Genomic DNA, 26118 nt, shown 5'->3' on the forward strand with positions numbered 1-26118 from the left:
TTCTCGAATTCAGGAATTTTCCGATCCATGGGCAAATCGCTGGTCATTGTGGAATCCCCGGCTAAGGCCAAGACCATCAACAAGTATTTGGGCAACGAATACGTGGTGAAGTCGAGTATCGGCCATATCCGAGACCTGCCCACCAGCGGTTCGGCTAGCGCCAGCAAAGAACCAGCCGCCAAGCGCGGCAAGGCTGCTGCGGGCGAAGCGCCGGCCTTGTCGCCGAAAGAAAAGGCGCGCAAGCAACTGGTAGCCCGCATGGGGGTCGATCCCGATCATGGCTGGAAAGCCAAGTACGAGATCCTTCCGGGCAAGGAAAAGGTCATCGAAGAGCTGCGCCGGCTCGCCAAGGATGCTGACACCATCTATCTCGCAACCGACTTGGACCGCGAGGGGGAAGCCATTGCCTGGCACCTGCGCGAAGCCATCGGTGGTGACGACACCCGCTACAAGCGCGTGGTGTTCAACGAAATTACCAAGAAGGCGATTCAGGAAGCCTTCTCCAAGCCGGGCGAACTGGATATCGACCGCGTCAACGCCCAGCAGGCACGTCGCTTCCTCGACCGCGTCGTGGGCTACATGGTTTCGCCGCTGCTGTGGGCGAAGATCGCCCGTGGCCTGTCCGCCGGTCGTGTGCAATCGGTTGCGGTGAAGCTGGTGGTTGAACGTGAGCGCGAGATCCGTGCGTTCATCCCGGAAGAATACTGGGAAGTTCACGCCGACCTCGGCACAGCCAAAGGCGCCACCGTACGTTTCGACGTCGCTCGCGAGAAAGGCGAAGCCTTCAAGCCGCTCAACGAAGCCCAGGCCATGGCCGCGCTGGAAAAGCTCAAGGCTTCCAGCTACAGCATCGTCAAGCGCGAAGACAAGCCGACCAGCAGCAAGCCGTCGGCGCCGTTCATCACGTCCACCTTGCAGCAGGCCGCGAGCAACCGCCTGGGCTTCGGTGTGAAGAAAACCATGATGATGGCCCAGCGTCTGTACGAAGCCGGCTACATCACTTACATGCGTACTGACTCCACCAACTTGTCGACCGATGCCGTGGCGATGGCGCGGACCTACATTGAAAGCGAGTTCGGCAAGAAGTACCTGCCGGAAACCCCGAACGTCTACAGCAGCAAGGAAGGCGCACAAGAGGCTCACGAAGCGATTCGTCCGTCTGACGCCAACACCGAGCCAAGCAAGCTGTCGGGCATGGAGCGTGACGCTGAGCGCCTCTACGAGTTGATCTGGCGCCAGTTCCTCGCTTGCCAGATGTTGCCAGCGCAGTACCTGTCGACCACCGTGACTGTCGGTGCCGGCGACTTCGAACTGCGCGCCAAGGGCCGCATCCTCAAGTTCGACGGTTACACCCGAGTCATGCCGCAAATCGCCAAGCCAGGCGATGACGACGTACTGCCGGACATGGCCCAGGGCGACGTGATGAAGCTGATCAAGCTTGATCCGACCCAGCACTTCACCAAGCCGCCGGCGCGTTACTCGGAAGCCAGCCTGGTAAAAGAAATGGAAAAACGCGGTATCGGTCGTCCTTCGACCTACGCTGCGATCATTTCGACCATCCAGGACCGCGGCTACGTAGCGTTGCACAACCGTCGTTTCTACTCGGAAAAGATGGGTGACATCGTTACCGAGCGTCTGGCCGAAAGCTTCTCCAACCTTATGGACTACGGCTTCACCGCGGGCATGGAAGAGCATCTCGATGACGTGGCCCAGGGCGAGCGCGACTGGAAAAACGTGCTCGATGAGTTCTACGGCGACTTCAAGAAAAAACTCGAAGTAGCCGAAAGCCCGGAACACGGCATGCGCGCCAACCAGCCGGTCATGACTGACATTCCGTGCACGACCTGCGGCCGCCCCATGCAGATCCGTACCGCGTCGACTGGCGTGTTCCTCGGTTGCTCGGGCTATAGCCTGCCGCCGAAAGAGCGCTGCAAGGCCACCGTCAATCTGGTGCCAGGCGATGAAATCGCTGCGGACGATGAGGGTGAGTCGGAGTCGCTGGTACTGCGTGGCAAGCATCGCTGCCCAATCTGCAGCACCGCCATGGATGCTTACTTGCTCGATGAGAAGCGCAAGCTGCACATCTGCGGTAACAACCCGGATTGCGATGGATACGAAATCGAAGAGGGCACCTATCGCATCAAGGGCTACGAAGGTCCGAGCCTGGAGTGCGACAAGTGCGGCAGTGAGATGCAGCTCAAGACCGGCCGTTTTGGCAAGTTCTTCGGTTGCACCAATCCGACCTGCAAGAACACCCGCAAACTGCTGAAGAGCGGTGATGCGGCGCCGCCGAAGATGGACCCGGTGAAGATGCCTGAGCTGAAATGCGAAAAGGTCAACGACACCTACATCCTGCGCGACGGTGCTTCCGGTCTGTTCCTGGCGGCCAGTCAGTTCCCGAAAAACCGCGAGACCCGTGCTCCATTGGTGCTGGAGATCATCCCGCACAAGGATGAGATCGATCCGAAGTACCACTTCCTTTGTGACGCGCCGAAGAAAGATCCGGATGGCCTGCCAGCCGTGATTCGCTACAGCCGCAAGACCAAGGAACAGTACGTCCAGACTGAAGTCGACGGTAAGCCGACAGGCTGGAAGGCGTTCTACGACGGTGGTAAGTGGAAGGTCGAAGACAAGCGACCAGCCGCGAAGGCGTAAAGCGTTGCGGCACTGAAAAGGCCGCATGACAACCCTCGGGTTTTCATGCGGCCTTTTTGTTTTGTGCTTGCGGTCAGCTCGGGTGATCCACGACACTGTCCGACCTGCATCAAGCACCTATTTCGTTGTGGAGGCTGCCGTCATGGCCCACGAACTCTATACCCGCACCAACCAGAAAATTTACTTCGCCGGCCTGTCGCTGGAAGCTCTCGCCAAGGCCGAAGAGGGGCGGGCGATGAATTCCCTGGCGCTGATTCAGGCGGGACGCGAATCAGCGTTGTTTCACCTGTACGGGGCGCTGTTGGGGCTGTGTCATGAGATAGCCGGTTTCTACCGTTTGCCTCAGGCCAATGCATCCAGGGCCGAGTCTTTGCTGACCCGCGAAGTGCTGGACAGTATCGCCATCCCTGAAATGGCCGAGATGGTTGAGCTGGCCAACAACCCGGAAACCTGGTTGGCCAAGCTGTTGGCAGCCCACGCGGCGCTGTTTCAGCCACCACGGGCGCCGCACAAGCCTAAAGGCGACGTGACGCAGCCTTTGATCCTGGCTGTGAACCTCGACGAAGAGGAGGCGCCTCAAGAGCTGACTCGTGATGAGCTGGAGAGCTGGCGTCAGAATCTTAAAGGGTTGGCGATCCGTTTTCGCGAAGGCCTGAACGAATGCTGAAAGAAACAGTTTTGGGGTGGCATCTGGTCAAGATCCCGAGCGAAGCCTGGCCGATGCCTATATAATCCCCGCCTTTCGTGGAGAACAGACCTTTATGCCAACGTCCTTTCTAGAAATTGTCGAGTTACCAGACGGCCGTATCGAGCTGCGAAGGGCTGAGGACGAGGGTTCTCTGGTTACTTTGGATTTCTCCGAGGACGCCAAAGCATTTCTGCAGGGTCAGCACGTAGAAGTCGCCAAGGCGATGCTGAGTGTCGGCGTGCAGATGGCTGGACGCCTGGTTGAAGGTGAACTCGACAAGGAAGAGGGGTCGCGGGTCCTTCATTGATCCCGTCGGTCGGTTTTTTCTGATATCGATTCATTTCGGCTTCTCTGTCCTTGGAGAAGCCCGGCGCAACTTAAATGTGCGTCACTCGCATTTTAACCCAATCGAATATTCAGGCTTTGCGCATCCCCGGTTCGGGCGGCGCTGATCAGCTGTTGGCGCGACGTTGTGCTCAGCGGGTTCAGCCAGCTGACAACCGTGTGGCTGCGACCCAGGCGAAGGGCCTCGCACGTCAGTTGCTGGGCACTCTGTGTGCCGCGTGGTTGCAGCAGCAGGATGCGTTCGCGATTGAGTCCGGCGTCCCGTAGCCAGGCCTGAGTCAGGCTGGCGGGTGGGGCGATCAGCGTCAGCCAGCGGGCATCCTGATCCTGACTCAATTCCCTGAGAATTGGCGCCAGAAGGTTCAGGCAGTTCCCGGCTGCACCGCGCAGAGACAATTCACTGAAGACTTCAGGTTCGGCGCTCCACGGCGACTCGACCACTTCCTTCAGAATTGGCGCAAGCGGTTGCGCCATGAACGCTTCGAACAGCAGAGGCAATTGGGCTTGCTGGGATGTGTGTGGGAACTGCATAGAGCCTCCTTTAGCGGCGAATGACGCCGACACTCAAGCCTTCGATCACCAGTTCCTGATCTTTAAGGTTCACTTCGATAGGGGCAAACTCAGGGTTTTCCGCGATCAGCCAGACCTTGCTGCCCTCGCGCTTGAAGCGCTTGACGGTCACTTCGTCACCGATCCGTGCTACCACGATCTGGCCGTTGCGGGCTTCGCGAGTGGTATGGACTGCCAGCAGGTCGCCATCGAAAATACCAACGTCTTTCATGCTCATGCCATGAACCCGCAGCAGATAATCGGCGCGAGGGTGGAAGAACGCCGGGTTGATGTTGCAGGATTCTTCGACATGTTGCTGGGCAAGGATTGGCGCGCCAGCTGCGACCCGGCCAATGATTGGCAGGGTTGAGTCGTCGGCCTTGGCTTCAAAACCGGGAATGCGAATTCCGCGGGAGGCACCGGGGGTCATCTCGATGGCGCCTTTGCGAGCCAGCGCCTTGAGGTGTTCTTCCGCCGCGTTGGGCGATTTGAAACCCAGTTCCTGAGCGATTTCCGCACGGGTCGGCGGGTAGCCGTTGTCTTCCAGGCAGCGTTTGATGAAGGCCAGAATCTCGGCTTGGCGTGGCGTCAGCTTTAGCATATTGATCGCTCTGTCTTTTTATACAGTGACTGGGATTATATACAGTGAAACGCTCTTGGCAATGCCCCTTTTTTTGCAGGCCGCCAGACGGTCGATCAGCCAGTTGATTGAAGCTTTGCTGTTGTATGGTTAAATGTCTGACCGACCATTCCCAAAACGAACTGCCAGGCTTGACAAGGCACAGGCTGAAACGTATGTTTCAAACAAGTGTTTGTCAGGCGGAGTAGCCATGGCCCAGTCGGAAACCGTTGAACGCATTCTTGATGCTGCCGAGCAGTTGTTCGCGGAAAAAGGTTTCGCTGAAACCTCGTTGCGTCTGATCACCAGCAAGGCCGGTGTCAATCTGGCGGCGGTGAACTATCACTTCGGGTCGAAAAAAGCGCTGATTCAGGCAGTGTTCTCGCGATTCCTCGGGCCGTTCTGCATCAGTCTTGATAAAGAGCTCGAGCGTCGTCAGGCCAAGCCTGAAAACAAACCGACGCTTGAAGAACTGCTGGAAATCCTCGTAGAGCAAGCCCTGGTGGTCCAGCCACGCAGTGGTAACGATCTGTCGATCTTCATGCGGTTGCTCGGTCTGGCTTTCAGTCAGAGCCAGGGGCATTTGCGTCGTTATCTGGAGGACATGTACGGCAAGGTGTTCCGCCGTTACATGATGCTGGTCAATGAAGCAGCGCCGCGCATTCCGCCGATCGAGTTGTTCTGGCGTGTGCACTTCATGCTCGGGGCCGCAGCGTTCAGCATGTCCGGGATCAAGGCCCTGCGCGCCATTGCCGAGACCGATTTCGGCGTGAACACCTCCATCGAGCAGGTCATGCGTCTGATGGTGCCGTTCCTGGCCGCTGGCATGCGTGCCGAATCCGGTGTCACTGATACCGCCATGGCCACCGCACAATTGCGTCCACGCAGCAAATCGACACAGGTTGCCGCCAAGGTTTAACCGCTCACGGGTGGGCGCGGCAGCTTACATCCGCTAAGCTAGCCGCCCATGCCGACTCTCGTTCTGAACCCGCTCCCCAGTAATGTCGCCGCACTGCCGGGCACTGCCCACGGTGGCGATTTGGCGCGAGCCGGGTTTATCGTTATCAAGGAATCTCTATGACTGCTGGCCTGCAAGGCTCGTTGATGGTGGACGTCGCCGGTACCTGGCTGACGGCTGAAGATCGCCAACTGTTGCGTCAGCCCGAAGTGGGTGGCCTGATCATTTTTGCCCGCAACATTGAGCATCCGCGCCAGGTGCGGGAACTGAGCGCATCGATTCGTGCCATTCGCCCTGATCTGCTGCTGGCGGTGGATCAGGAGGGCGGGCGGGTTCAACGGCTGCGTCAGGGATTCATCCGGTTGCCCGCGATGCGTGCGATTGCCGATAACCCGAATGCCGAATACCTGGCTGAACAGTGCGGCTGGATCATGGCCACCGAGGTGCTGGCGGTTGGTCTGGACCTGAGCTTTGCGCCGGTGCTGGACCTCGATTACCAACGCAGCGCGGTGGTCGGTACTCGTTCGTTCGAAGGCGACCCGGAGCGTGCAGCGTTACTGGCTGGCGCATTCATTCGCGGCATGAACAACGCTGGCATGGCGGCCACGGGCAAGCATTTCCCCGGCCACGGTTGGGCTGAGGCAGATTCCCATGTCGCGATCCCGAACGACGAGCGTAGCCTCGACGAAATTCGTGCCAACGACCTGGTGCCGTTCGCCAAATTGAGCAAGCAACTGGCCGCGGTCATGCCGGCCCACGTGATTTACCCGCAAGTCGATTCCCAGCCTGCCGGCTTCTCTCGCCGCTGGTTGCAGGACATTCTGCGTGGTGAGTTGCAGTTCGACGGTGTGATTTTCAGCGATGACCTGTCCATGGCTGGCGCTCATGTCGTTGGCGATGCCGCCAGTCGTATCGAAGCGGCGCTGACGGCGGGTTGCGACATGGGCCTGGTGTGCAACGATCGTGCTGCCGCCGAGCTGGCCCTGAGTGCCGCGCAGCGACTGAAGGTCAAGCCATCAGCGCGTATCGCGCGGATGCGTGGTCAGTCGTTTGCCAGCACTGAATACCGTCAGGATCCACGTTGGTTGGCTGCGCTCGGTGCGCTGAAAGAGGCTCAGCTGATTGATTGAGTAGACCCCATCGCGAGCAGCCTCGCTCCTGCAGATTGATCTGTGTTCAGCCTCAAGAACCAGGCCGACACAACACCACTGTAGGATCGAGCCTGCTCGCGATAATGTCGGTTCAGACGCAAAGGCTCTCAGCGCTTTTCAAGTTTGTCCGGCAACGGCGCAAACAACGCCTCGATATCATCGTTTTGCAGTTTCCAGTCCCCGGCCTGACGGCCATCCAGTACGCCCGCTGCCAGATCGGATTTTTCCTTCTGCAGGTGCTGAATTTTCTCTTCCACCGTGCCGCGTGCAATCAGCTTGTAGACGAACACCGGCTTTTCCTGGCCGATACGATAGGCACGGTCCGTCGCCTGATTTTCCGTTGCCGGGTTCCACCACGGGTCGTAGTGAATCACGGTGTCTGCTTCCGTCAGGTTCAAGCCAACACCACCTGCTTTCAAACTGATCAGAAAAATCTGACGCTTGCCGCTTTGAAAGTCTTTCACGGGCGTTCGTCGGTCGCGCGTCTGGCCGGTCAACAATGCGTAAGCCACCCCGCGTTTTTTCAGTTCGTCTTCGATCAGTGACAACATGGAAGTGAACTGCGAGAACAGCAAAATCCTTCGGCCTTCCTCAAACAACTCTTCGAGCATCTCCATCAGGCTGTCTAGCTTGCCTGACGTGCTACCGCGCGCCGGTAGGGTTGCGTCATTGACCAGACGCAAATCGCAGCACACCTGACGCAACTTCAACAGCGCCTCAAGAATAATGATCTGACTGCGGGCCACGCCTTTGCGGGTGATCTCGTCGCGGACTTTCTTGTCCATGGCCAGACGCATGGTTTCGTACATGTCGCGCTGGGCTTCGTTGAGCTCGACCCAGTGGATGATTTCGGTTTTCGGCGGCAGTTCGGTGGCCACCTGCTCCTTGGTTCGGCGTAACAGGAACGGTTTGATCCGGCCGTTGAGGTGCTGAAGCCTTACTTCGCTGGTGCGTTTTTCAATCGGTACGCGGTAGTCACGATTGAAGCTTTTCACATCGCCAAGCCAGCCCGGCAGCAGGAAGTGAAACAGCGACCACAGCTCACCCAAGTGGTTTTCCAGAGGCGTGCCGCTCAAGCACAAACGCTGGCGGGCATTCAGTTCCCGGGCGGCCTGTGCGGCCTTGCTGTTCGGGTTCTTGATGTATTGCGCTTCATCCAGCACCAATACATGCAGCGGCAGGGAGGCCAGACGTTCGACATCCTTGGGCAGCAGTGCGTAGGTGGTCAGGATCAGGTCGTAATCCGCCAGGTGCTCGAAATGTTTTTTCCGACTGGCGCCGTACAGCGCCAATACTTTGAGCTGCGGCGTGAAGTGCGCCGCTTCGTCGAGCCAGTTGGGGATCAGGCTGGTCGGCATCACCACCATACAAGGGCGGTCAAGGCGGCCGGCGATTTTCTCGGTGAGTATATGCGCCAGGGTTTGCAGGGTTTTACCCAGGCCCATGTCGTCCGCGAGAATTCCGCCGACCTCCAGTTGCCGCAGCGATTGCATCCAGCTCAAGCCTTCGAGCTGATAGGGGCGCAGCGTTGCGTTCAGGCCTTGCGGTGCAGTCGCGGTGTAATCCTTGATGTCGCGCAGACGCTGGGCAAAGGAACGGATTTGCTCGCCGCCCTCCCAGAGCAGGGGCAGGTCTTCCAGTGGATTCAGGCGCGTGGCGTCGGCTTTGCTCAGACGCAAGGTGGTTTCGCCTGGCTCCTGCAGATAGAACTCGCCGAGCGTTGCCAGCACCGGTTTCAGGCGGCCGAAGGGCAGGGCGACTTGCAGGGGGCCGTATTCGGAGTTCGGCCGGTTTGGAATGTTCACCAGGATCAGCTCGTCGTCGCGACGTCGGGCCAGCCGTTCCGGGTTGAGGAGTTCGGTGTGTGAGCGCATCAGGTTCAACAGGATCGGCAGCAGGCTCAGTCGCTCGCCGTTGACGATGATCCCCAGTTCAAGGTCGAACCAGTCGCGCTCCGGCGCTTGCTCTACCGTGGCGTACCAATCGTCCACCGCTGTCAGGTCGAAGCCGAAGTCCTCATTGATCTGCAGCTCCCAGCCTTGGGTCCGGAGCTTGGGCAATTCGTTGAGGGTGAAGGTCAGCCAGGCGCTGTCATTGACCATCTCGAACAATTCCCCGGCGCTTTCCGGCAGGGCCTTGCTCTGGCGGGTGGCGATTTTGAAACCGAGGATCCGTAACTGTTCGCGGTAGGACTGTTCCACTTCCGGGTGACGTTTTATCCGTAAGGTCTGTGTTTCCTGGCGGATCAGGATGTCAGTGTTTTTCTGCCCGGAAACGTATTCGTCCAGATAGCTGAAAGACAGTGCAGCGCGATGCTGGATATAGCGCTGCATTCGTCCATTGCGCGGCTCGAACGCGCTGAATTCGATGCTCGCGAGCCATAGGCGCGGCACGGGTTGCACGTTGTCCACCATGACTTGCGGCAGTGCCTTGGGATGGCGGTTCTCCAGCACGGCCTGGAGTTTTTCCAGCAGCTCGGCGTCTTTGGCCGCGGCGGGGTAGTCGAGGGTTTCCTGCACTTGCAGCAGGACCGCTGCGCAATGTTTGCAGTTGCTGTGAACCGGGCAGGAGCAGAGGGCATCGACCATCAGCAGGGTGCCTTTGGCGGACTCACGCAAGCGAATGGTCTGACGGTAAACATTACCGCCAGAGCCTTCGCAGGCCGCGATGATGGTGGCGTCGCCGGCCTCGACGATCCTGACGCGGTTTTCCAGTGCGTAGCGCCGGCCACGCTCCAGGCTCTGTTCCTTGAATCGGCTGACCCAGGAAGGTGCCAGGGGTTTGCTCAGGGTCGCGGACATGGGGACTTCAATCAGTCAGGGACGACTTCAGGGGCTTCCCGTGGAGCGGGCGCCGTCAATGAAGTGATCTTGATCAGCAAGCCGAGGTGGCCGGCGTCGAGGAAGTTCAGTTGGCCGTTTTTGGTATGGCTTTCCTGTTTCAGGCGTTCGCTGGCGGTCACCAGGCCGTCTGCGTTGAACTGGTTGACCCAGAAGTCGGCGCCAACATCGGTGAATCGCCCGAGCTTAAGGTCGAGAGTGCCTTCGATCGGGAACTGACCGAATTGCTCCTTGCCATCACTGATCGCCACTTTGACGGGGGATTCGCCAAGCGTCTGCTGCCATGCCTTGTGCATCAGGACGCTGTAGTCGTTGCTGGCGGTGAGTTTTTCCACTTCGGGGTTGAGGCTCGGCGTGCGAAAGCTGTCAGGATCGATGCGTTTGGCGCCAGCATCCCAGTCTTCCGGTGCGGCACGACTGACAATCGCCGGTACGGCGTTTTGACGGACCAGAATCATTTCGACCTGATACAGGTCATCGGCAAACGCCGTAGGTGCGACCAACGTCATCAGCAAGGTCAGTGAGCGAAACAGGCGCATGCGGCGTCCTTCAAGCAGTTTTCGGAATGAGGCGCTCGAACAGCGCCTCTACAGTATTAAAGCGCTCTTCCGGGCGCTCCATCGGGACCTGGAACTTAAACATCGTGGCCCCTTCGAATTTGTAGCGTTTTGGCTGGCTCTGGATCAGTTTGATCAGGGTCAACGGGTCCACCGGGGTTTGCGCCGCGAACTCGATGCGCCCACCTTGCGGGCCGCCATCGACTTTCTTGATGCCCAGCAATTCGGCCTGCAATTTCAGGGCGGTGATGCGCATCAGGTTCTTGGTCGGTTCCGGCAGCAAGCCGAAGCGGTCGATCATCTCCACCTGCAAATCCTTGAGGCCTTCCTCATCGGTGGCCGAGGCAATGCGCTTGTAGAGAATCAGGCGGGCGTGAACGTCTGGCAGATAGTCTTCGGGAATCAACGCCGGTACGCGCAAGTTGACTTCCGGACCACCGCCCAGCGGTTGATCGAGGTTCGGCTGCTCGCCCTTGCGGATCGATTTCACCGCGCGCTCGAGCATTTCCATGTACAGCGTGAAGCCGACCGCCTGGATTTGCCCGCTCTGGCCGTCACCGAGCAATTCGCCGGCGCCACGGATCTCCAGGTCGTTGGTGGCGAGCACGAAGCCCGCGCCGAGGTCCTGGGTGTTGGCAATCGCTTCCAGACGCTTTTCCGCGTCCGTGGTGATTTGCTGGCGCGGCGGCGTCAGCAGGTAAGCGTACGCCTGGTGGTGACTGCGTCCGACCCGGCCGCGCAACTGGTGCAGCTGCGCCAGGCCGAACTTGTCGGCACGCTCGATGATGATGGTGTTGGCGCTCGGCACGTCGATGCCGGTCTCGATGATGGTCGAGGCGATCAGCACGTTGAAGCGCTTGTGGTAGAAGTCGCTCATCACTTGTTCGAGTTCGCGTTCGCGCATCTGTCCGTGACCGATGCCGATCCGTGCTTCCGGTACCAGTTCGGCGAGCTCGGCGGCGCACTTCTCGATGGTCTTCACGTCGTTGTGCAGGTAATAAACCTGGCCGCCACGCAGCAGCTCACGCAGCAGGGCTTCTTTGACCGTGCTCTTGTTCTGCTCCATGACAAATGTGCGAACCGACAGGCGTCGGGCCGGTGGCGTGGCGATGATCGACAGATCGCGCATGCCCGACACCGCCATATTCAGCGTGCGCGGAATCGGCGTGGCGGTGAGGGTCAGGATATCGACTTCACTGCGCAGGGCCTTGAGCTGTTCTTTCTGGCGCACGCCGAAACGGTGTTCCTCGTCGATGATCACAAGGCCGAGGTTTTTGATCTTCACGTCGTCCTGCAACAGCTTGTGCGTGCCGATGACGATGTCGATCTTGCCTTCGGCCAAATCCGCCACGGCTGCGTTGACTTCTTTGGTCGACTTGAAGCGGCTCATCACTTCCACGGTCACCGGCCAGTCGGCAAAACGGTCGCGGAAGCTGTTGTAGTGTTGTTGGGCGAGCAGGGTGGTTGGCACCAGAATCGCCACCTGGCGACCGCCATGCACGGCGATAAACGCAGCCCGCATCGCCACTTCGGTCTTGCCGAAGCCCACGTCACCGCACACCAGTCGATCCATCGGTTTGGGCGCGAGCATGTCTTCGCGCACGGCTTCGATGGTGGTTTGCTGGTCGGGGGTTTCTTCGAACGGGAAGCCGGCGCTGAAGGTCGCATAGTCGGCTTTCGGGTCGGCAAAGGCATAGCCTTCACGGGCGGCACGGCGGGCGTAGATGTCGAGCAGCTCGGCCGCGACGTCGCGCACCTGCTCGGCCGCTTTGCGCTTGGCTTTCTGCCAGGTTTCGGAGCCGAGGCGATGTAGCGGGGCCAGTGCGTCGTCGCTGCCGGTGTAACGGGCGATCAAGTGCAGGTTGGCCACCGGCACGTAAAGCTTGGCGCCCTCGGCGTATTCCAGGGCGAGGAATTCGGCGGTCTGGCTGTCGATTTCCAGGGTCGCGAGACCGAGGTAGCGACCGACACCGTGGTCGATATGCACCACCGGTGCGCCTTCGCGCAGTTCGGTGAGGTTCTTGATGACGGCGTCGTTGTTGGCGTCGGCGCGTTTTTCGCGGCGACGGCGTTGCATCACGCGCTGACCGAACAGTGGGCTTTCGGCCACCAGCGCCAAGGCTGGGTCGTCCAGCAACAAGCCTTCATCCAGCGGCGCGATGGTGATCGCCAGGCGTTCTTTGCCGGCGACAAAGTCCGGCCAGCTATCGACGGTCTTTGGTCGCAGCTTCAAGCGTTCCAGCAGTTCCAGCAGCACTTCGCGACGGCCCGCAGATTCGGCGGTGAACAACACGCGTCCGGGGAACTCGTCGAGGAATCCGGCCAGTGCCGCCAATGGCTGGGTGGCCTTGGCTTCGATCGCCAGGTTCGGCAGCTCGCGAGCGGGGAAGCGCTCGCGGCCAGCGCCGCTTTCTACATCCTGTTGGCTGGCCACCACGCGCGGCCAGTTTTTCAGGCGCGCGAAGCAGTCTTCCACCGGCAGGAACAGTTCGGCGGGCGGTAATAAAGGACGGGACGGATCGACGCGGCGCTCTTCATAGCGATTGCGCACGTCATTCCAGAAGTTTTCTGCGGCTTGTTCGATGCCAGGCAGGGAAAACACTTGTGTGTCCTGGGGCAGGTAATCGAACAGGGTCGAGGTTTCTTCGAAAAACAGTGGCAGGTAGTACTCGATACCGGCGGGGGTAATGCCGCTGCTCAGGTCCTGGAAGATGGGGCAGCGACGGAAATCGACATCGAAGCGCTCGCGAAAGCGTGCCTTGAAACGGGTGACCGCCTCTTTTTGCAGCGGGAATTCCCTGGCCGGCAGCAGCTTGACCGATTCGACTTTATCGATGGAACGCTGGTTCTCCGGGTCGAAGGTGCGCAGGGTTTCGATTTCGTCGTCGAACAGGTCGATGCGATACGGCAGTTTGCTGCCCATCGGGAACAAGTCGATCAGCGAGCCGCGCACGGTGAATTCACCGTGTTCGTACACGGTATCGACATAACGATAACCGGTGGCTTCCAGCCGGGTGCGCATTTGCTCGACGTCGAGCTTTTGCCCGACATCCAGCACCAGGCTGCTGCCCAGCAGGAATTTAGTCGGCGCCAGGCGGTGCAGGGCCGTGGTGATCGGCACGACCAGCACGCCATGGCTCAGTTCCGGCAGCCGGTACAGACTGGCGATGCGCTGGGAGATGATGTCCTGATGCGGCGAGAACAGGTCGTAGGGCAGGGTTTCCCAGTCAGGGAAATGCAGCACAGGCAAATCCGGGGCGAAGAAACCCAGCTCCTGTTCCAGTCGTTCGGCACTTTGGCTGTCGGCTGTAAGCAGCAGGGTAAAGCGCTTGGCAGCGCTGGCGGCCTCGGCGATGGCCAGGCTCAGGGCGGCACCGGGCAGGTTGCCCCAGTGCTGTTTACCTGCCGCAGCAGGGAGAAGCGGTAGACGCAGAACGGGCACGGAAGGTTGAGCTCCAAGCGTTGCGACAAAGTCGGTAATTGTAGCGGTCCGGAGTGCCGCCTGTCAGTTGCTGACTGTGTCTATTACGCAGGTTTGGCGAAATGTAGTGGTAAAGACAAAAAACCTCGGTTTTTTACCGGAAAAAGCCAATTATGTAGTGGTAAAACGAAAGGGTGTTACGGAGGGTTACGGACAACGTAGCGATACCTCCAAAAAATTGACTCTTCTGAAAGCCCCGGTTTTACTGGGCTTTAGCGCAGGGAAAATTTTTTGAACAGAAAAATGTTACTGATCGCACGACAGGCGCGCATTGCTACACGCGTCACTCGGCGGCATAATGTAGCCCCTTTTTTCTGCCCCTACATGTGGAAGGTTCCCGTGACTCAGAAGCCCGACCAGTGTCTTGGTGAATGGATCGACCGTGAAGCACTCGCAGAAGCGATGATTCCGCTTATCGGTCAGCTCTACCGCAATAACAACGTGGTGAGCTCGATCTATGGCCGCAGCCTGATCAATCGTTCAGTCATTGCGATTCTCAAAGCTCACCGCTTTGCTCGTCACCGTCAGTCCGACGACAGCGAGCTGTCCGTCCACGAAACATTCCCGCTGCTCAAAGCAATGAGCGAGCTCAAGCTCGGCGCCGCTTCGGTCGACCTGGGCAAGCTGGCGGCCAAATTCAAGGCCGAAGGCAATGGCCGTACTGCCGAGCAGTTCGTCCGTGAAGAACTGGCTGACGTGGTAGGTCAACAGAACGCTTCCGCCCGCAAGGGCACCGACGTTGTCCTGTACGGCTTCGGTCGTATCGGCCGTCTGCTGGCGCGCATCCTGATCGAGAAAACCGGTGGGGGCGATGGCCTGCGTCTGCGCGCCATCGTGGTCCGCAAGGGTGCCGAGAACGATCTGGTCAAACGTGCCAGCCTGCTGCGCCGTGATTCGGTTCATGGTCCGTTCGACGGCACCATCACCATCGACGAAGCCAACAACACCATCACCGCCAACGGCAACCTGATCCAGGTTATCTACGCCAAGAGCCCGGCCGAAGTCGACTACACCCAGTACGGCATCGAAAACGCTCTGATCGTCGACAACACTGGTGTATGGCGTGATGCCGACGGCCTGGGCCAACACCTTGCCTGCCCTGGCGCTGCCCGCGTAATCCTCACCGCACCTGGCAAAGGCGCGCTGAAGAACATCGTGCACGGCATCAACCACAGCGAAATCACCCCTGACGACAAGATCATCTCGGCCGCTTCCTGCACCACCAATGCCATCGTGCCGGTGCTGAAAGCTGTGAATGACAAGTACGGCATCGTCAACGGCCACGTCGAAACCGTTCACTCGTTCACCAACGACCAGAACCTGATCGACAACTTCCACAAAGGCAGCCGTCGTGGCCGCGCCGCGCCACTGAACATGGTAATCACCGAGACCGGTGCTGCCACCGCAGCCGCCAAGGCACTGCCAGTGCTCAAGGGCAAGCTGACCGGTAACGCGATTCGCGTTCCTACACCGAACGTGTCGATGGCTATCCTGAACCTGAACCTGGAAAAAGCCACGACTCGCGAAGAGATCAACGAGTACCTGCGCCAGATGGCCATGCACTCGGATCTGCACAAGCAGATCGACTACGTCAGCTCCCAGGAAGTGGTTTCCACCGACTTCGTTGGCTCGCGCCACGCAGGCGTTGTGGATGCTGAAGCAACCATCACCCAAGACAACCGCGTTGTTCTGTACGTTTGGTACGACAACGAATTCGGTTACAGCTGCCAGGTGGTTCGCGTGATGGAAGACATGGCCGGTGTAAACCCGCCAGCATTCCCGCGCTAAGCCTTAGCCGCACATGAAACGCCCCGACTTTGGTCGGGGCGTTTTTGTTTGTGCGCTCCGCAATAAATACGTTTTAGAAATAATCCTGTAGGAAAAGGATAGTTTCTATTGGCGAAACTTCTGAATCATTCCTTTGACCCTGCCGTGAGGGTCGCGACGCTGTTAGCGACCTCCGCATCATTTCTGAACACCCTTCCTAGGATATGGATTTTGAAATGAATGCACCCTTTCAGCCTTTGTATACCAACGATGTTTCCCCAGAGTATCTGCGCAGTCTGGACAATCCACACTTCACTGAGCAGCAAATTGCGCAATTCCATGAGCGCGCCCAATTGGTTGTGCGTCAACAGCAGGCTTACATCGACGCTCATCCTGCTATCGCCATCTTCCGGTGCGCAACCGAGGGCAGCCACACCCGTAACGGCGGGGTGATCCAGCAAGGGACAGGGCCGCTGGAGTTCAAGTTGGAAAATGGACGGTCGGTGCGCGTAGCGCGAAAAGGCGACTACGTCCTGTATGCCGATGGCAGTACGGCGCAAATCATCACTGGGGCAGGGCAAGACAACAATGATGTGGCGCTGGTCGGCAGCATGCTCAGCAATGGCGACGAAATCATCAATACACCGCAAGGCGGCTACGTGTTTATTGCGCGCGAAGGTGAGTCGATGGGCGAGGATTTTTTGCCATCGGTCGCGGACTGAGCGGCGAAGCCTGGCGCTGTCCAAAGCTGTCTCAGTGCTGCGTTGCTTAAATGCTCACGCAGCTGATGGTCGAAAACTTTCTGGACTCGGCCGGAAGTAATGGAGAAGAAAATCAATGAAAGAAGGACATTTCATCGGTCTGAATGACCGAACCACCTGTGGTGGCAAAGTTCTGGATGGCGACACCCGGATCATGATGTATGGCGTTGCCCACGCCCGCGATGGTGATCGAGTCACGTGTGGAAAAGACGGGGAGACCTATCGGATCGTCGGTGGCATTTCGCACATGATCAGCCATGGAAAGCCCATGGCTGGCACGCTGGACAGTTACAGCAATTGCCCCTGTAAAGCTCGGCTGATCCCCTCCGTAATGACGGCCACGTATCAAAGCAACGCAAGCCCTGCACAGGCGGCCGCGAGGGTCGCGGGATCATCGGCGGCTCCGGCTGAAAACAGCTTTACAGTCAAGCCTCAGGTGGTTGATCTGAAGCTGGCAGATAAAATCTCTGCACCACCCGGCGACCTTGGTGGAAGCGAAGCCTGTAACCATCCAGATCAGATGGAAGAGCTTGCCAGCTACATTGCAGGTGAGATGAACAGGAACATCAAGCATCCGTCCGTGTTGAAAATGAAAGAGCTGATGAGCTACGACAGCAGCGCGCAAGCCAGGAAGTTTCGGGCGTTACCCTGGTACGCCAGACTGGCTGGACCACCAAATTTCAACGGAATTGCATGGACGAAAAAGCTTGAGGCGATGGCGATTTGGACGAAGCAGGTGGGTCAGAATAGGGAGTGGGATCACAAGCCGAAGCTTCGGGAGCTGTTTCCTGGTGTACGACACAAGCAAGGGAAGTATCTCTACTACTACGACATTTGGTCGAACATCCACTACGGTTATGTCGGAATCATAGGGGGACTTTCAGAAAGCTTACTGCTAGACGGAGCAGGGGCCGAGCAAATCGCCTCAGATACCCTGCGCAAAGCCGAAGAGATAAGAACAACGCCCAAAGAAGATAGAGAGCTCCTTGGCCCTCGTCCTACAGCTAGCCCTTGGACTGAATTGCGATCATGGGATGATGTAGCTGATAGAGTGTCGATAAGCATCGGTATAAAGCTCGCCAATCAGCACCCTGAAGGCGGGATATCAGCGCAGATGATCATGAATAAGGTGTTGGCAGTTCCACCAGAGAACTGGGGAGATGGAGTCCGTGTCCACGTCTGTAAATAACCCCCGATCTCGTTACTTACGGTGGCTATGGATTCCGTTTTTACCACTGCTGCTGCCACTGCTGGTACTGCAGTTGATGGCCCTCTGGAATATTTATGTTCTACCCAGTGCAACCGTCAATTATTCCAGGGATGCCGAGCACGGATTGCGGTACACCTGGAACGTTCAAGATCGGATATACAGGGGGCGGATGTCCCCAGGAGGTGCCACCAGCGACCACGGATATCTATTTCCGGATGCCGAATTTTTCATGGAGTTTTCTTGGGCTGCCGAGAATGGGCGTTGGCACTGCATCAGCATCAGACCGAAGTGGCCCAACATGCATATTTTTCTCGACGCCGAAGGCAACATTGATATGCGCAAAGGGAGTGGTGCAGATGTGGATAGGCTGAAAGAGTGTCAATGGGATTTGGCGAAACCATAACATGCACCAAATTTAGTAGGCAGTCTTGGCTTGGTTAATGAAATGTTTGCCAATAGATCCGCCACTGAAGGAAAAGAGTTCGTGGACGCATTGGCCAGTAAACCCCTAAAACGGTACTCGCGGTGGTTATGGATCCCAGTTGCTTTTCTGCTCATCACCCAATGGGATATTGGGTTACCTACTGTGACTATCCGTTACTCCAAAGATGCTAAAGAAGAACTTAAATACATCTGGAACGTACAGCACCGAATATTCAAAGGGCGGATGCAGCCTGGGGGCGGTACACGTGATTATGGCTTTCTGTTTCCAGATGAGAGATTTTTCATGGAGATTTCTTGGTGGGACGATGGAGTGCTACGACACTGCGTCAACGTAACCCCTAAGTGGCCTAATACGCATATTTATCTCGATGCCAACGGCGATATTGATCGCAGCGAAGGCAGTGGCACGGATTCGGATCGACTAAAACAATGCGTCACCGATACCGCAACTCCATGAAAAGACCTCGTTTGCAGCCATTGCTGTTCGGTCAAGAACTTTGTAGGCGCGAGCTTGCTCGCGATGAGGCCCGCCCATTCAACATCGGTGTCGCCTGACAGACCGCCATCGCGGGCAAGCCCGCTCCCACAGTTCTATCGCATAATGGCTGGCCCTGGCGGTGTGTCAGGGGGTGTATCGGGGAGCTCGGGAATTGTTGATCAGGTGGCAGGGGGTGGCATTTTTGCTGCTCGGCGCACTATCAGGCTGCGGTAACGGCGACACTCTGGAAAGCTTCGGCGGCCCGACCATGGGCAGCACTTATTCGATCAAGTATGTGCACCATGCCGGCCTTCCGGCGCCGGACGAGGTCCGCGTCCAGGTCGAGCAGATCCTCGCTGACATCGACCGGCAAATGTCGACCTACCGCAGCGACTCGGCCATCGAGCGCTTCAATGCATTGCCGGCCAACAACTGTCAGGCAATGCCGGCGTCGATCCTCGAATTGGTCCGCGTCGGCGAGCAACTGTCAGTGCAAAGCGACGGTTCCTACGATCTGACGGTGGAGCCGCTGGCCAATCTCTGGGGCTTTGGTCCGCAGGCCCGCGGGGAAAAGGTCCCGACCGCCGAAGCCCTCGCCGAAGCCCGGCAGCGCGTCGGCCACCAGCACTTGCGCATCGAGGGCGACCGGTTGTGCAAGGACGCCGCCGTGGAGGTCGACTTCAACAGCATCGCCGCCGGTTATGCGGTGGACACGATTGCCGCAAGACTCGAGGCGATGGGCATCCATGACTACCTCGCCGAGGCCACGGGCGAGCTCAAGGCTTCCGGCAAGAAGGCTGACGGCTCGCCATGGCGCATTGCCCTGGAAGCGCCTCGGGATGACCGGCAGGTGGCTGAACGGGTCATTGTCGTCGACGGTTATGGCCTGTCCACCTCCGGCGACTACCGCAATTATTTCGAGCAGGACGGCCAGCGCTTTTCCCACACCTTCGATGCCCGCACTGGTGCGCCGGTCTCACACACCCTGGCCTCGGTCACGGTAATTCATCCTTCCGCGTTGATGGCCGATGGCTTATCGACGCTGTTGCTGATTCTCGGTCCGGAGCGCGGTTGGGACTACGCGGAAAAACACGACGTTGGCGCATTTTTTGTCATTCGTGCCGATACAGGTTTCGTCACACGTACCAGTCACGCTTTTGAACGCCTCAGCGCTGGAAAAACTGAATGACTGCGGCGATTGAAGCATTGAAAAGTGGCGTTGTAGTGCAGGCAAAACTAGCCTACGACGCGACCAAGGGTTAATGTGCGCGGCGTTGACGCTTCTATAGACTGTGTCCGGGTTCTGCACTGGCCCCAAATTGTTCCTTCATGCCACAGATTGGCGTGATTTAGCCGCAGGTGCCGATGGCGCCGCGGCCTGTTCTGAGGAGTACGCATGGCTGTCTACAACTACGACGTGGTGGTGTTGGGTTCCGGCCCGGCGGGAGAAGGCGCGGCAATGAACGCCGCCAAGGCAGGGCGCAAGGTCGCGATGGTCGACAGCCGTCGCCAGGTCGGCGGCAACTGCACTCACTTGGGCACCATCCCGTCCAAGGCCCTGCGTCACTCGGTCCGGCAGATCATGCAGTTCAACACCAACCCGATGTTTCGGGCTATTGGTGAGCCGCGCTGGTTCTCGTTTCCGGACGTGCTGAAAAGCGCTGAAAAAGTTATCTCCAAGCAAGTCGCTTCGCGCACCGGCTACTACGCCCGTAACCGCGTCGACGTGTTCTTTGGCACCGGCAGCTTCGCCGACGAGCAAACCATCGAAGTGGTCTGCGCCAATGGCGTGGTCGAGAAGCTGGTGGCCAAGCACATCATCATCGCCACCGGCTCGCGTCCGTATCGCCCGGCGGACATCGATTTCCACCACCCGCGTATCTACGATAGCGACACCATCCTCAGCCTCGGCCACACCCCGCGCAAACTCATCGTTTACGGCGCTGGCGTGATCGGTTGCGAATACGCATCGATCTTCAGTGGTCTGGGTGTATTGGTCGAGCTGGTGGACAACCGTGGTCAGTTGCTGAGCTTCCTCGACTCGGAAATTTCCCAGGCGTTGAGCTACCACTTCAGCAACAACAACATCACCGTGCGCCACAACGAAGACTACGACCGCGTCGAAGGCGTGGACAACGGCGTGATCCTGCACCTCAAGTCCGGCAAGAAGATCAAGGCCGACGCCTTGCTCTGGTGCAACGGCCGTACCGGCAATACCGATCAGCTGGGCCTGGAAAACATCGGCGTGAAAGTCAACGGCCGTGGTCAGATCGAAGTCGATGAAAACTACCGCACCGGCATCCAGAACATCTATGGCGCCGGTGACGTGATCGGCTGGCCAAGCCTGGCCAGTGCCGCTCACGACCAGGGTCGTTCCGCCGCTGGCAGCATCGTCGACAACGGCAGCTGGCGCTTCGTGAACGACGTGCCAACCGGCATCTACACCATTCCGGAGATCAGCTCGATCGGCAAGAACGAGCAGGAGCTGACCCAGGCCAAGGTGCCGTACGAAGTGGGCAAGGCGTTCTTCAAGAGCATGGCGCGTGCGCAGATCGCCGGCGAGCCGCAAGGCATGCTGAAGATTCTGTTCCACCGCGAAACTCTCGAAGTGCTGGGCGTGCACTGCTTCGGTTATCAGGCGTCGGAGATCGTGCACATCGGCCAGGCGATCATGAACCAGCCGGGCGAATTGAACACGTTGAAGTACTTCGTCAACACCACGTTCAACTACCCGACCATGGCTGAAGCCTACCGGGTAGCGGCATACGACGGCCTCAACCGGCTTTTTTGAGCGGCTCCGGCCGGTGGCCTGAGCCGGCCGGGGAGACCGATTTCAGCAATTCTCGAGCGTGGCAGTGGCCAAACCGGGAAAGTCTGTAATCAGGCTGTCAACGCCGAAGTCGGCGAGTCTGCGCATCAGCGCGGGCTCGTTGACTGTCCACACCGACACATGCAGCCCCTGGCGCTGCGCCTTCTGCAGGCGTTCCGGCGTACACAGGGTCCAGTTCAGCGCCAGAATTTCACAGCCATAGCTTTGCGCGACCTTCAGCGGGTCGAGCCAGGCGTACTCGGCCACCAATCCACGGGAAACGTCCGGCACCAGGTCCAGCGCGGCCTTCAGCACTTCCCGCGAGCTCGAGGTGATTGTCACCTTGTCGAGCAAGCCATGCCGTTGCGCCATTTCGCGAATCGCCAGCACGGTGGTCGCGGCGCGGGTGCGTGAAGCGCTTTTGACTTCCAGTTGCCAGTGATCGAAATCGCATTGTTCGAACAGCGACTCCAGGGTTGGAATCGGGCATGGCTTGATCCAGCCGGGGCCGCCCTTGCGCGCGTCGTAAGTCGCCAGCTCCGCCGCCGTGTGCTCGGCGACCTTGCCGCGCCGTTCGGTGGTGCGCTTGAGCGTCGGGTCGTGGATGACCATCAGCTCGCCGTCCTTGGACAGGTGCAAGTCCAGTTCGCAGCGACGCACGCCGTGCTTGAGACATTCCTGAAAACTGGTCAGGGTATTTTCCGGTGCTTCGCCCTTGGCGCCGCGATGGCCGTAGATGAGGGTCACGGTTCTTCCTTAAATTAAATGCCTGATTCGAGTTGTTCGCGGGCCAGACGTCGTTCCTGGGCCTGCTTCTGCAAGATGTGTCGGGCCAACAGTTGCCGCTGGGCGTCGGTCAGGTGTTCGAACTCGGTGCCAACGTCATAACCATCACCCTTGCGGTCGCAGTGGGTGACGCGAGCGCGCAACAGCAATCCCAAGGCCTGCGGCATCAGCACCAGTTTGACCGACAGGCGAGAGCCGGCGGCAATTGGCGCAGGGTGCTGGAAGTCGATGCCACCCTCGGAGATGATCACAGGCTGCGGTTCGCCAATTTGCCCGAGCACCGTCAGGGCGATGACCTGGCTCAGCAAATCGATGCGCTTGTTCTGGGCTTTCAGGAATGCGGCGATGTTGCGGTCGCGCTCATTGATCTGGCGCAACAGGTGCTGCGACTCGAATTCGCTCAGGTGCAATTCGCTGAGCAGGTTGAAGAGTGGGGAAGCATCCTGCAACACTTCCTGGCCTGTGGCTTCGGTAGCGGACAGGGGCCGAATTTCCAGTGCGATCGTGTCCTCGATACGGTAGTATTCGCGGCGATCTTCTTCATCTAATGTCGACATGGCGAACCCATGGTAGCGGCGGTGGTCTGAGTGTAAAGCTGGTTATCGACCCCCGCCACAAGGACGTTCCTTTTCCCTCCGAACAAGCCCCGACATGTTCAGACCTCTCTTCGTATTTATCGGCACGCGTTACACCCGTGCAAAACGTCGCAATCATTTTGTGTCATTCATTTCCCTGACTTCGATGATCGGGCTCGCCCTTGGCGTGGTCGTGATGATTGTCGTGCTGTCGGTCATGAACGGCTTCGATCATGAGATGCGTACCCGCGTGCTGGGCATGGTGCCCCACGCGACCATCGAATCCGGTGAAGCCATCAGCGATTGGCAAAGCCTGGCCGCCAAGGTCAAGCAAAACCCGCAGGTGACGGCGGTGGCGCCGTTCACGCAAATGCAGGGTTTGCTGACCAATAACGGCAAAGTCTCGAAAGTTCTGCTCAATGCCATCGACCCGGCGCTGGAGCGTCAGGTGTCGATCATTGATCACTTCATGCAGCAGGGCAAACTCGACGATCTGGTGCCAGGCGAGTTCGGCATCGTCATCGGCGACAAGGCCGCAGCAAAGCTCGGTGCGGCGATTGGCGACAAGCTGACGTTCGTGGCGCCTGAAGTCACCGTGACCCCGGCCGGGATGTTCCCGCGCATGAAGCGCTTTACCGTAGTGGGCATCTTCCACGTCGGCGCGGGCGAACTCGATGGCTACCTCGGCATCACCAACCTTCAGGACCTGGCGCGCCTGCATCGCTGGAAACCGGATCAGGTCCAGGGCCTGCGCCTGAAGTTCGATGACCTGTTCCAGGCACCGCGTACCGCGTGGAATATCGCCCGGGACCTCGGCGAAGATCATTTCTACGCCCGCGACTGGACGCGTACCCACGGCAACCTGTATCAGGCGATCCGCATGGAAAAAGCCATGATCGGCCTGCTGTTGCTGCTGATCGTTGCCGTCGCCGCCTTTAACATCATTTCCACGCTGGTGATGGTGGTGAACGACAAGAAAGGCGATATCGCGATCCTGCGCACACTGGGCGCCACGCCGGGCACGATCATGCGCACGTTCATGGTGCAAGGCACGGTCATCGGCGTGGTGGGTACCGCCATTGGCGCGGTGGTCGGGATCTTCGCCGCGTTGAACGTCAGTGCCGCGATCTCGGCCCTCGAAGGCTTGATCGGGCACAAGTTCCTCAATGCCGACGTGTATTTCATCGATTACCTGCCGTCGCAAGTGCAGAGCCAGGACGTTGTGATGGTCTGCTCTGCGGCGTTGGTCCTGAGTTTCCTCGCCACCCTGTATCCAGCCTGGCGTGCCGCGCGCACCCAGCCTGCGGAGGCGCTACGTTATGAGTGAGTCGGGCATGAGTGATAAAGCAATCTTGAGCTGCCGCAACCTGGGCAAATCTTACGAGGAAGGCCCGGAGTCGGTGCAAGTGTTGGCCGGCCTGCAACTGGAGTTGCACCCGGGTGAGCGCGTGGCGATTGTCGGTACCTCGGGTTCGGGCAAGAGTACCTTGCTCAACTTGCTGGGTGGCCTCGATACGCCGACCAAGGGCAGCGTCTGGCTCGATGGCGAAGAACTCTCGGCCCTCAGCGAAAAGAAACGCGGTCTGCTGCGAAATCGGTCGCTGGGTTTCGTCTACCAGTTTCACCATTTGCTGCCGGAGTTCACCGCACTGGAAAACGTCTGCATGCCGCTGCTGATCGGCAAGACTGCGATTCCTGAAGCGCGCCAGCGTGCCACGGCGTTGCTGGAGCGGGTAGGGCTCGGCCATCGCCTTGAGCACAAGCCGGCCGAGTTGTCCGGCGGCGAACGTCAGCGGGTGGCTATCGCCCGCGCCCTGGTGAACAAGCCGGGCCTGGTGATGCTCGATGAGCCCACCGGCAACCTCGACTCCCACACCGCCCAGGGCATCCAGGATTTGATGCTGGAACTCAGCACTTCGATGCGCACGGCGTTCCTGGTGGTGACCCACGACATGAACCTCGCCCGCCAGATGGACCGCGTCCTGCACTTGCAGGAAGGTTGCCTGACGGCTATCTGACGGATTGAAACCCGATGCCTGAAAAGGCCTCGGGTCTTTTATTTTTATACGGTGCCCCAGCGAATGTTCAGACCGTTATCGATCTTTATCGGCACGCGCTATACCCGCGCCAAGCGCCGCAATCGCTTCGTTTCTTTCATCTCGATGACTTCGATGATCGGCCTCGCCCTGGGTGTGCTGGCGATGATCGTGGTGCTGTCGGTGATGAACGGCTTCCAGCGTGAAATGAGCTCGCGCATCCTTGGCATGGTGCCGCACGCGACCATCGTCGGTGTTAACCCTATCGACGATTGGCAGCCCGTTGCGGCGGCCGCGATGAAAAACCCGGAAGTCACGGCAGCGGTGCCGTTCACCGAAATGGAAGGCATGCTCTCCTACAAGGGCACGATGCAGCCGATCCAGGTCAGCGGCGTTGATCCGGCGCTGGAAGGCCAGGTGTCGATCGTCGCCAAGCACATCGTCCAGGGGCGTCTCGATGCCTTGAAACCGGGTGAGTTTGGCGTGGTGATCGGCGAGATCACGGCGCGCCGCTTTCGCTTGAATGTCGGTGACAAGATCACCCTGATCGTGCCGGAAATCAGCACGGCGCCGGGCGGGATTACCCCGCGCATGCAGCGCTTGAACGTGGTTGGTGTGTTCAAGGTTGGCGCCGAACTGGATGGCTCGATGGCGCTCATCCATGTTGCCGATGCCGCGCAGATGCAACACTGGGAGCCGAATCAGGTGCAGAGCGTGCGTCTGGCGGTGAAAGATTTGTACGCTGCGCCAAAGGTGTCGGGTGACATCGCCACCGGGCTTGGCGCCGCTTACAAGGCCGATGACTGGACTCACACCCAGGGCAGCCTGTTCAGCGCGATGAAGATGGAAAAAACCATGATCGGCCTGCTGTTGCTGATGATCGTCGCGGTGGCGGCGTTCAACATCATCGCCACCCTGATCATGGTGGTGAACGACAAAGGCGCGGACATCGCGATCCTGCGCACCATCGGTGCTACGCCCCGGCAGATCATGGCGATCTTCATGGTGCAGGGCACGGTCATCGGTATCGTCGGCACCCTGATCGGTGGTGTGCTCGGCGTGATTGCCGCACTGAACGTCAGTCAGATCGTGGGCTGGATCGAGCGGGTCAGCGGCCAGCACATCTTCAGTTCCGACGTGTATTTCGTCAGCAACTTGCCGTCTGAATTGCAGGGTGCGGATGTAGTGTTGATTTGCTCGGCGGGGTTTGTCTTGAGCTTCCTGGCCACTATTTATCCGGCGTGGCGGGCGGCGAAGATCGAGCCGGCTCATGCGCTGAGATATTCGTAACCTTTAGACCGCTATCGCTGGCAAGCCAGCTCCCACCGGGATTGAAGTCGCTCACTCAGGTGTGATTCAACCCGGACATTGTGGGAGCTGGCTTGCCAGCGATGAGGCCGGACCTGCCG

At 58.9% G+C, this 26118-nt stretch carries 22 protein-coding genes; 15 read left to right on the forward strand and 7 right to left on the reverse strand.

Annotated elements, in window-relative coordinates:
- Positions 1 to 27: 27 nt before the first annotated feature.
- From topA to M5G20_RS00640, 3 genes are all read left to right on the forward strand, one after another.
- Positions 28 to 2655 carry a type I DNA topoisomerase gene (topA, locus tag M5G20_RS00630; RefSeq protein ID WP_150733287.1) on the forward strand — a complete coding sequence of 876 codons (2628 nt, stop codon included), beginning with the start codon at positions 28 to 30 and terminating at the stop codon, positions 2653 to 2655.
- A 142-nt stretch (positions 2656 to 2797) separates the two neighbouring features.
- Positions 2798 to 3322, forward strand: a complete 525-nt coding sequence (locus tag M5G20_RS00635; protein WP_273917450.1) for a DUF6586 family protein — start codon at positions 2798 to 2800, stop codon at positions 3320 to 3322.
- A gap of 94 nt (positions 3323 to 3416) precedes the next feature.
- Positions 3417 to 3650 (forward strand): hypothetical protein, encoded by a 234-nt coding sequence (locus tag M5G20_RS00640; protein WP_077047151.1) that lies wholly within the window; start codon positions 3417 to 3419, stop codon positions 3648 to 3650.
- A 92-nt stretch (positions 3651 to 3742) separates the two neighbouring features.
- Here the strand turns inward: M5G20_RS00640 and sulA are convergent, their stop codons facing one another.
- Positions 3743 to 4219, reverse strand: a complete 477-nt coding sequence (gene sulA, locus M5G20_RS00645; protein ID WP_075945996.1) for an SOS-induced cell division inhibitor SulA — start codon at positions 4217 to 4219, stop codon at positions 3743 to 3745.
- Between the two features lie 10 nt (positions 4220 to 4229).
- Complete coding sequence (gene lexA, locus M5G20_RS00650; protein WP_150733289.1) at positions 4230 to 4838, reverse strand: transcriptional repressor LexA; 609 nt, start codon at positions 4836 to 4838, stop codon at positions 4230 to 4232.
- A 229-nt stretch (positions 4839 to 5067) separates the two neighbouring features.
- Here lexA and M5G20_RS00655 point away from each other — a divergent pair, with 229 nt between their 5' ends.
- Both M5G20_RS00655 and nagZ read left to right on the forward strand, forming a co-directional pair.
- The gene (locus tag M5G20_RS00655; RefSeq protein ID WP_075945995.1) at positions 5068 to 5775 is read left to right on the forward strand and encodes a TetR/AcrR family transcriptional regulator; all 708 of its coding nucleotides are present in this window, start codon (positions 5068 to 5070) and stop codon (positions 5773 to 5775) included.
- Between the two features lie 158 nt (positions 5776 to 5933).
- On the forward strand, positions 5934 to 6944 hold the full coding sequence (nagZ, locus tag M5G20_RS00660) for a beta-N-acetylhexosaminidase (RefSeq protein ID WP_273917451.1): 1011 nt from the start codon (positions 5934 to 5936) through the stop codon (positions 6942 to 6944).
- Positions 6945 to 7072: 128 nt separating this feature from the next.
- Here the strand turns inward: nagZ and M5G20_RS00665 are convergent, their stop codons facing one another.
- Genes M5G20_RS00665 through mfd form a run of 3 tightly spaced genes read right to left on the reverse strand, consistent with a single transcriptional unit; the run spans position 7073 to position 13804 of the window.
- Positions 7073 to 9766: a DEAD/DEAH box helicase gene (locus M5G20_RS00665; RefSeq protein ID WP_273917452.1), complete on the reverse strand. Its 2694-nt coding sequence runs from the start codon at positions 9764 to 9766 to the stop codon at positions 7073 to 7075.
- 11 nt (positions 9767 to 9777) lie between these two features.
- Positions 9778 to 10344 (reverse strand): CsiV family protein, encoded by a 567-nt coding sequence (locus M5G20_RS00670; RefSeq protein WP_273917453.1) that lies wholly within the window; start codon positions 10342 to 10344, stop codon positions 9778 to 9780.
- Positions 10345 to 10354: 10 nt separating this feature from the next.
- A complete protein-coding gene (gene mfd / locus M5G20_RS00675; RefSeq protein ID WP_273917454.1) occupies positions 10355 to 13804 on the reverse strand; it encodes a transcription-repair coupling factor in 3450 nt (1149 codons plus the stop codon).
- A gap of 363 nt (positions 13805 to 14167) precedes the next feature.
- Here mfd and M5G20_RS00680 point away from each other — a divergent pair, with 363 nt between their 5' ends.
- From M5G20_RS00680 to sthA, 7 genes are all read left to right on the forward strand, one after another.
- On the forward strand, positions 14168 to 15631 hold the full coding sequence (locus M5G20_RS00680; RefSeq protein WP_075945990.1) for a glyceraldehyde-3-phosphate dehydrogenase: 1464 nt from the start codon (positions 14168 to 14170) through the stop codon (positions 15629 to 15631).
- Between the two features lie 203 nt (positions 15632 to 15834).
- Positions 15835 to 16332: a hypothetical protein gene (locus M5G20_RS00685; RefSeq protein ID WP_273917455.1), complete on the forward strand. Its 498-nt coding sequence runs from the start codon at positions 15835 to 15837 to the stop codon at positions 16330 to 16332.
- A 115-nt stretch (positions 16333 to 16447) separates the two neighbouring features.
- Positions 16448 to 17560, forward strand: coding sequence for a polymorphic toxin type 44 domain-containing protein (locus M5G20_RS00690; RefSeq protein WP_273917456.1), 1113 nt, complete (start codon positions 16448 to 16450; stop codon positions 17558 to 17560).
- Complete coding sequence (locus tag M5G20_RS00695) at positions 17541 to 17984, forward strand: hypothetical protein (protein WP_273917457.1); 444 nt, start codon at positions 17541 to 17543, stop codon at positions 17982 to 17984. The genes M5G20_RS00690 and M5G20_RS00695 overlap by 20 nt, the downstream gene beginning before the upstream one ends.
- 132 nt (positions 17985 to 18116) lie before the next feature.
- On the forward strand, positions 18117 to 18482 hold the full coding sequence (locus M5G20_RS00700) for a hypothetical protein (protein WP_443218280.1): 366 nt from the start codon (positions 18117 to 18119) through the stop codon (positions 18480 to 18482).
- Between the two features lie 223 nt (positions 18483 to 18705).
- Positions 18706 to 19692, forward strand: a complete 987-nt coding sequence (locus tag M5G20_RS00705; RefSeq protein ID WP_273918056.1) for an FAD:protein FMN transferase — start codon at positions 18706 to 18708, stop codon at positions 19690 to 19692.
- A 207-nt stretch (positions 19693 to 19899) separates the two neighbouring features.
- Positions 19900 to 21294: a Si-specific NAD(P)(+) transhydrogenase gene (gene sthA, locus M5G20_RS00710; RefSeq protein ID WP_053161582.1), complete on the forward strand. Its 1395-nt coding sequence runs from the start codon at positions 19900 to 19902 to the stop codon at positions 21292 to 21294.
- Positions 21295 to 21336: 42 nt separating this feature from the next.
- Here sthA and M5G20_RS00715 read toward each other — a convergent pair whose 3' ends face one another.
- Both M5G20_RS00715 and M5G20_RS00720 read right to left on the reverse strand, forming a co-directional pair.
- The gene (locus M5G20_RS00715) at positions 21337 to 22059 is read right to left on the reverse strand and encodes a glycerophosphodiester phosphodiesterase (RefSeq protein WP_273917459.1); all 723 of its coding nucleotides are present in this window, start codon (positions 22057 to 22059) and stop codon (positions 21337 to 21339) included.
- Positions 22060 to 22073: 14 nt separating this feature from the next.
- Positions 22074 to 22655, reverse strand: coding sequence for a PilZ domain-containing protein (locus tag M5G20_RS00720; RefSeq protein ID WP_273917460.1), 582 nt, complete (start codon positions 22653 to 22655; stop codon positions 22074 to 22076).
- Positions 22656 to 22749: 94 nt separating this feature from the next.
- On the opposite strand from M5G20_RS00720, the gene M5G20_RS00725 reads away from it, so the two are divergent.
- The 3 genes from M5G20_RS00725 to M5G20_RS00735 all read left to right on the forward strand — a co-directional run bounded on the left by M5G20_RS00725 (position 22750) and on the right by M5G20_RS00735 (position 25999).
- A complete protein-coding gene (locus M5G20_RS00725) occupies positions 22750 to 24000 on the forward strand; it encodes a lipoprotein-releasing ABC transporter permease subunit (protein ID WP_075945983.1) in 1251 nt (416 codons plus the stop codon).
- A 7-nt stretch (positions 24001 to 24007) separates the two neighbouring features.
- A complete protein-coding gene (gene lolD / locus M5G20_RS00730) occupies positions 24008 to 24691 on the forward strand; it encodes a lipoprotein-releasing ABC transporter ATP-binding protein LolD (protein WP_273917461.1) in 684 nt (227 codons plus the stop codon).
- A gap of 63 nt (positions 24692 to 24754) precedes the next feature.
- Positions 24755 to 25999 carry a lipoprotein-releasing ABC transporter permease subunit gene (locus tag M5G20_RS00735; protein ID WP_273917462.1) on the forward strand — a complete coding sequence of 415 codons (1245 nt, stop codon included), beginning with the start codon at positions 24755 to 24757 and terminating at the stop codon, positions 25997 to 25999.
- Positions 26000 to 26118 lie beyond the last annotated feature (119 nt).

Origin of the sequence: Pseudomonas sp. TNT2022 ID1044 (assembly GCF_028656895.1) — a bacterium.
In the GTDB taxonomy this organism is placed as follows: domain Bacteria; phylum Pseudomonadota; class Gammaproteobacteria; order Pseudomonadales; family Pseudomonadaceae; genus Aquipseudomonas; species Aquipseudomonas reinekei.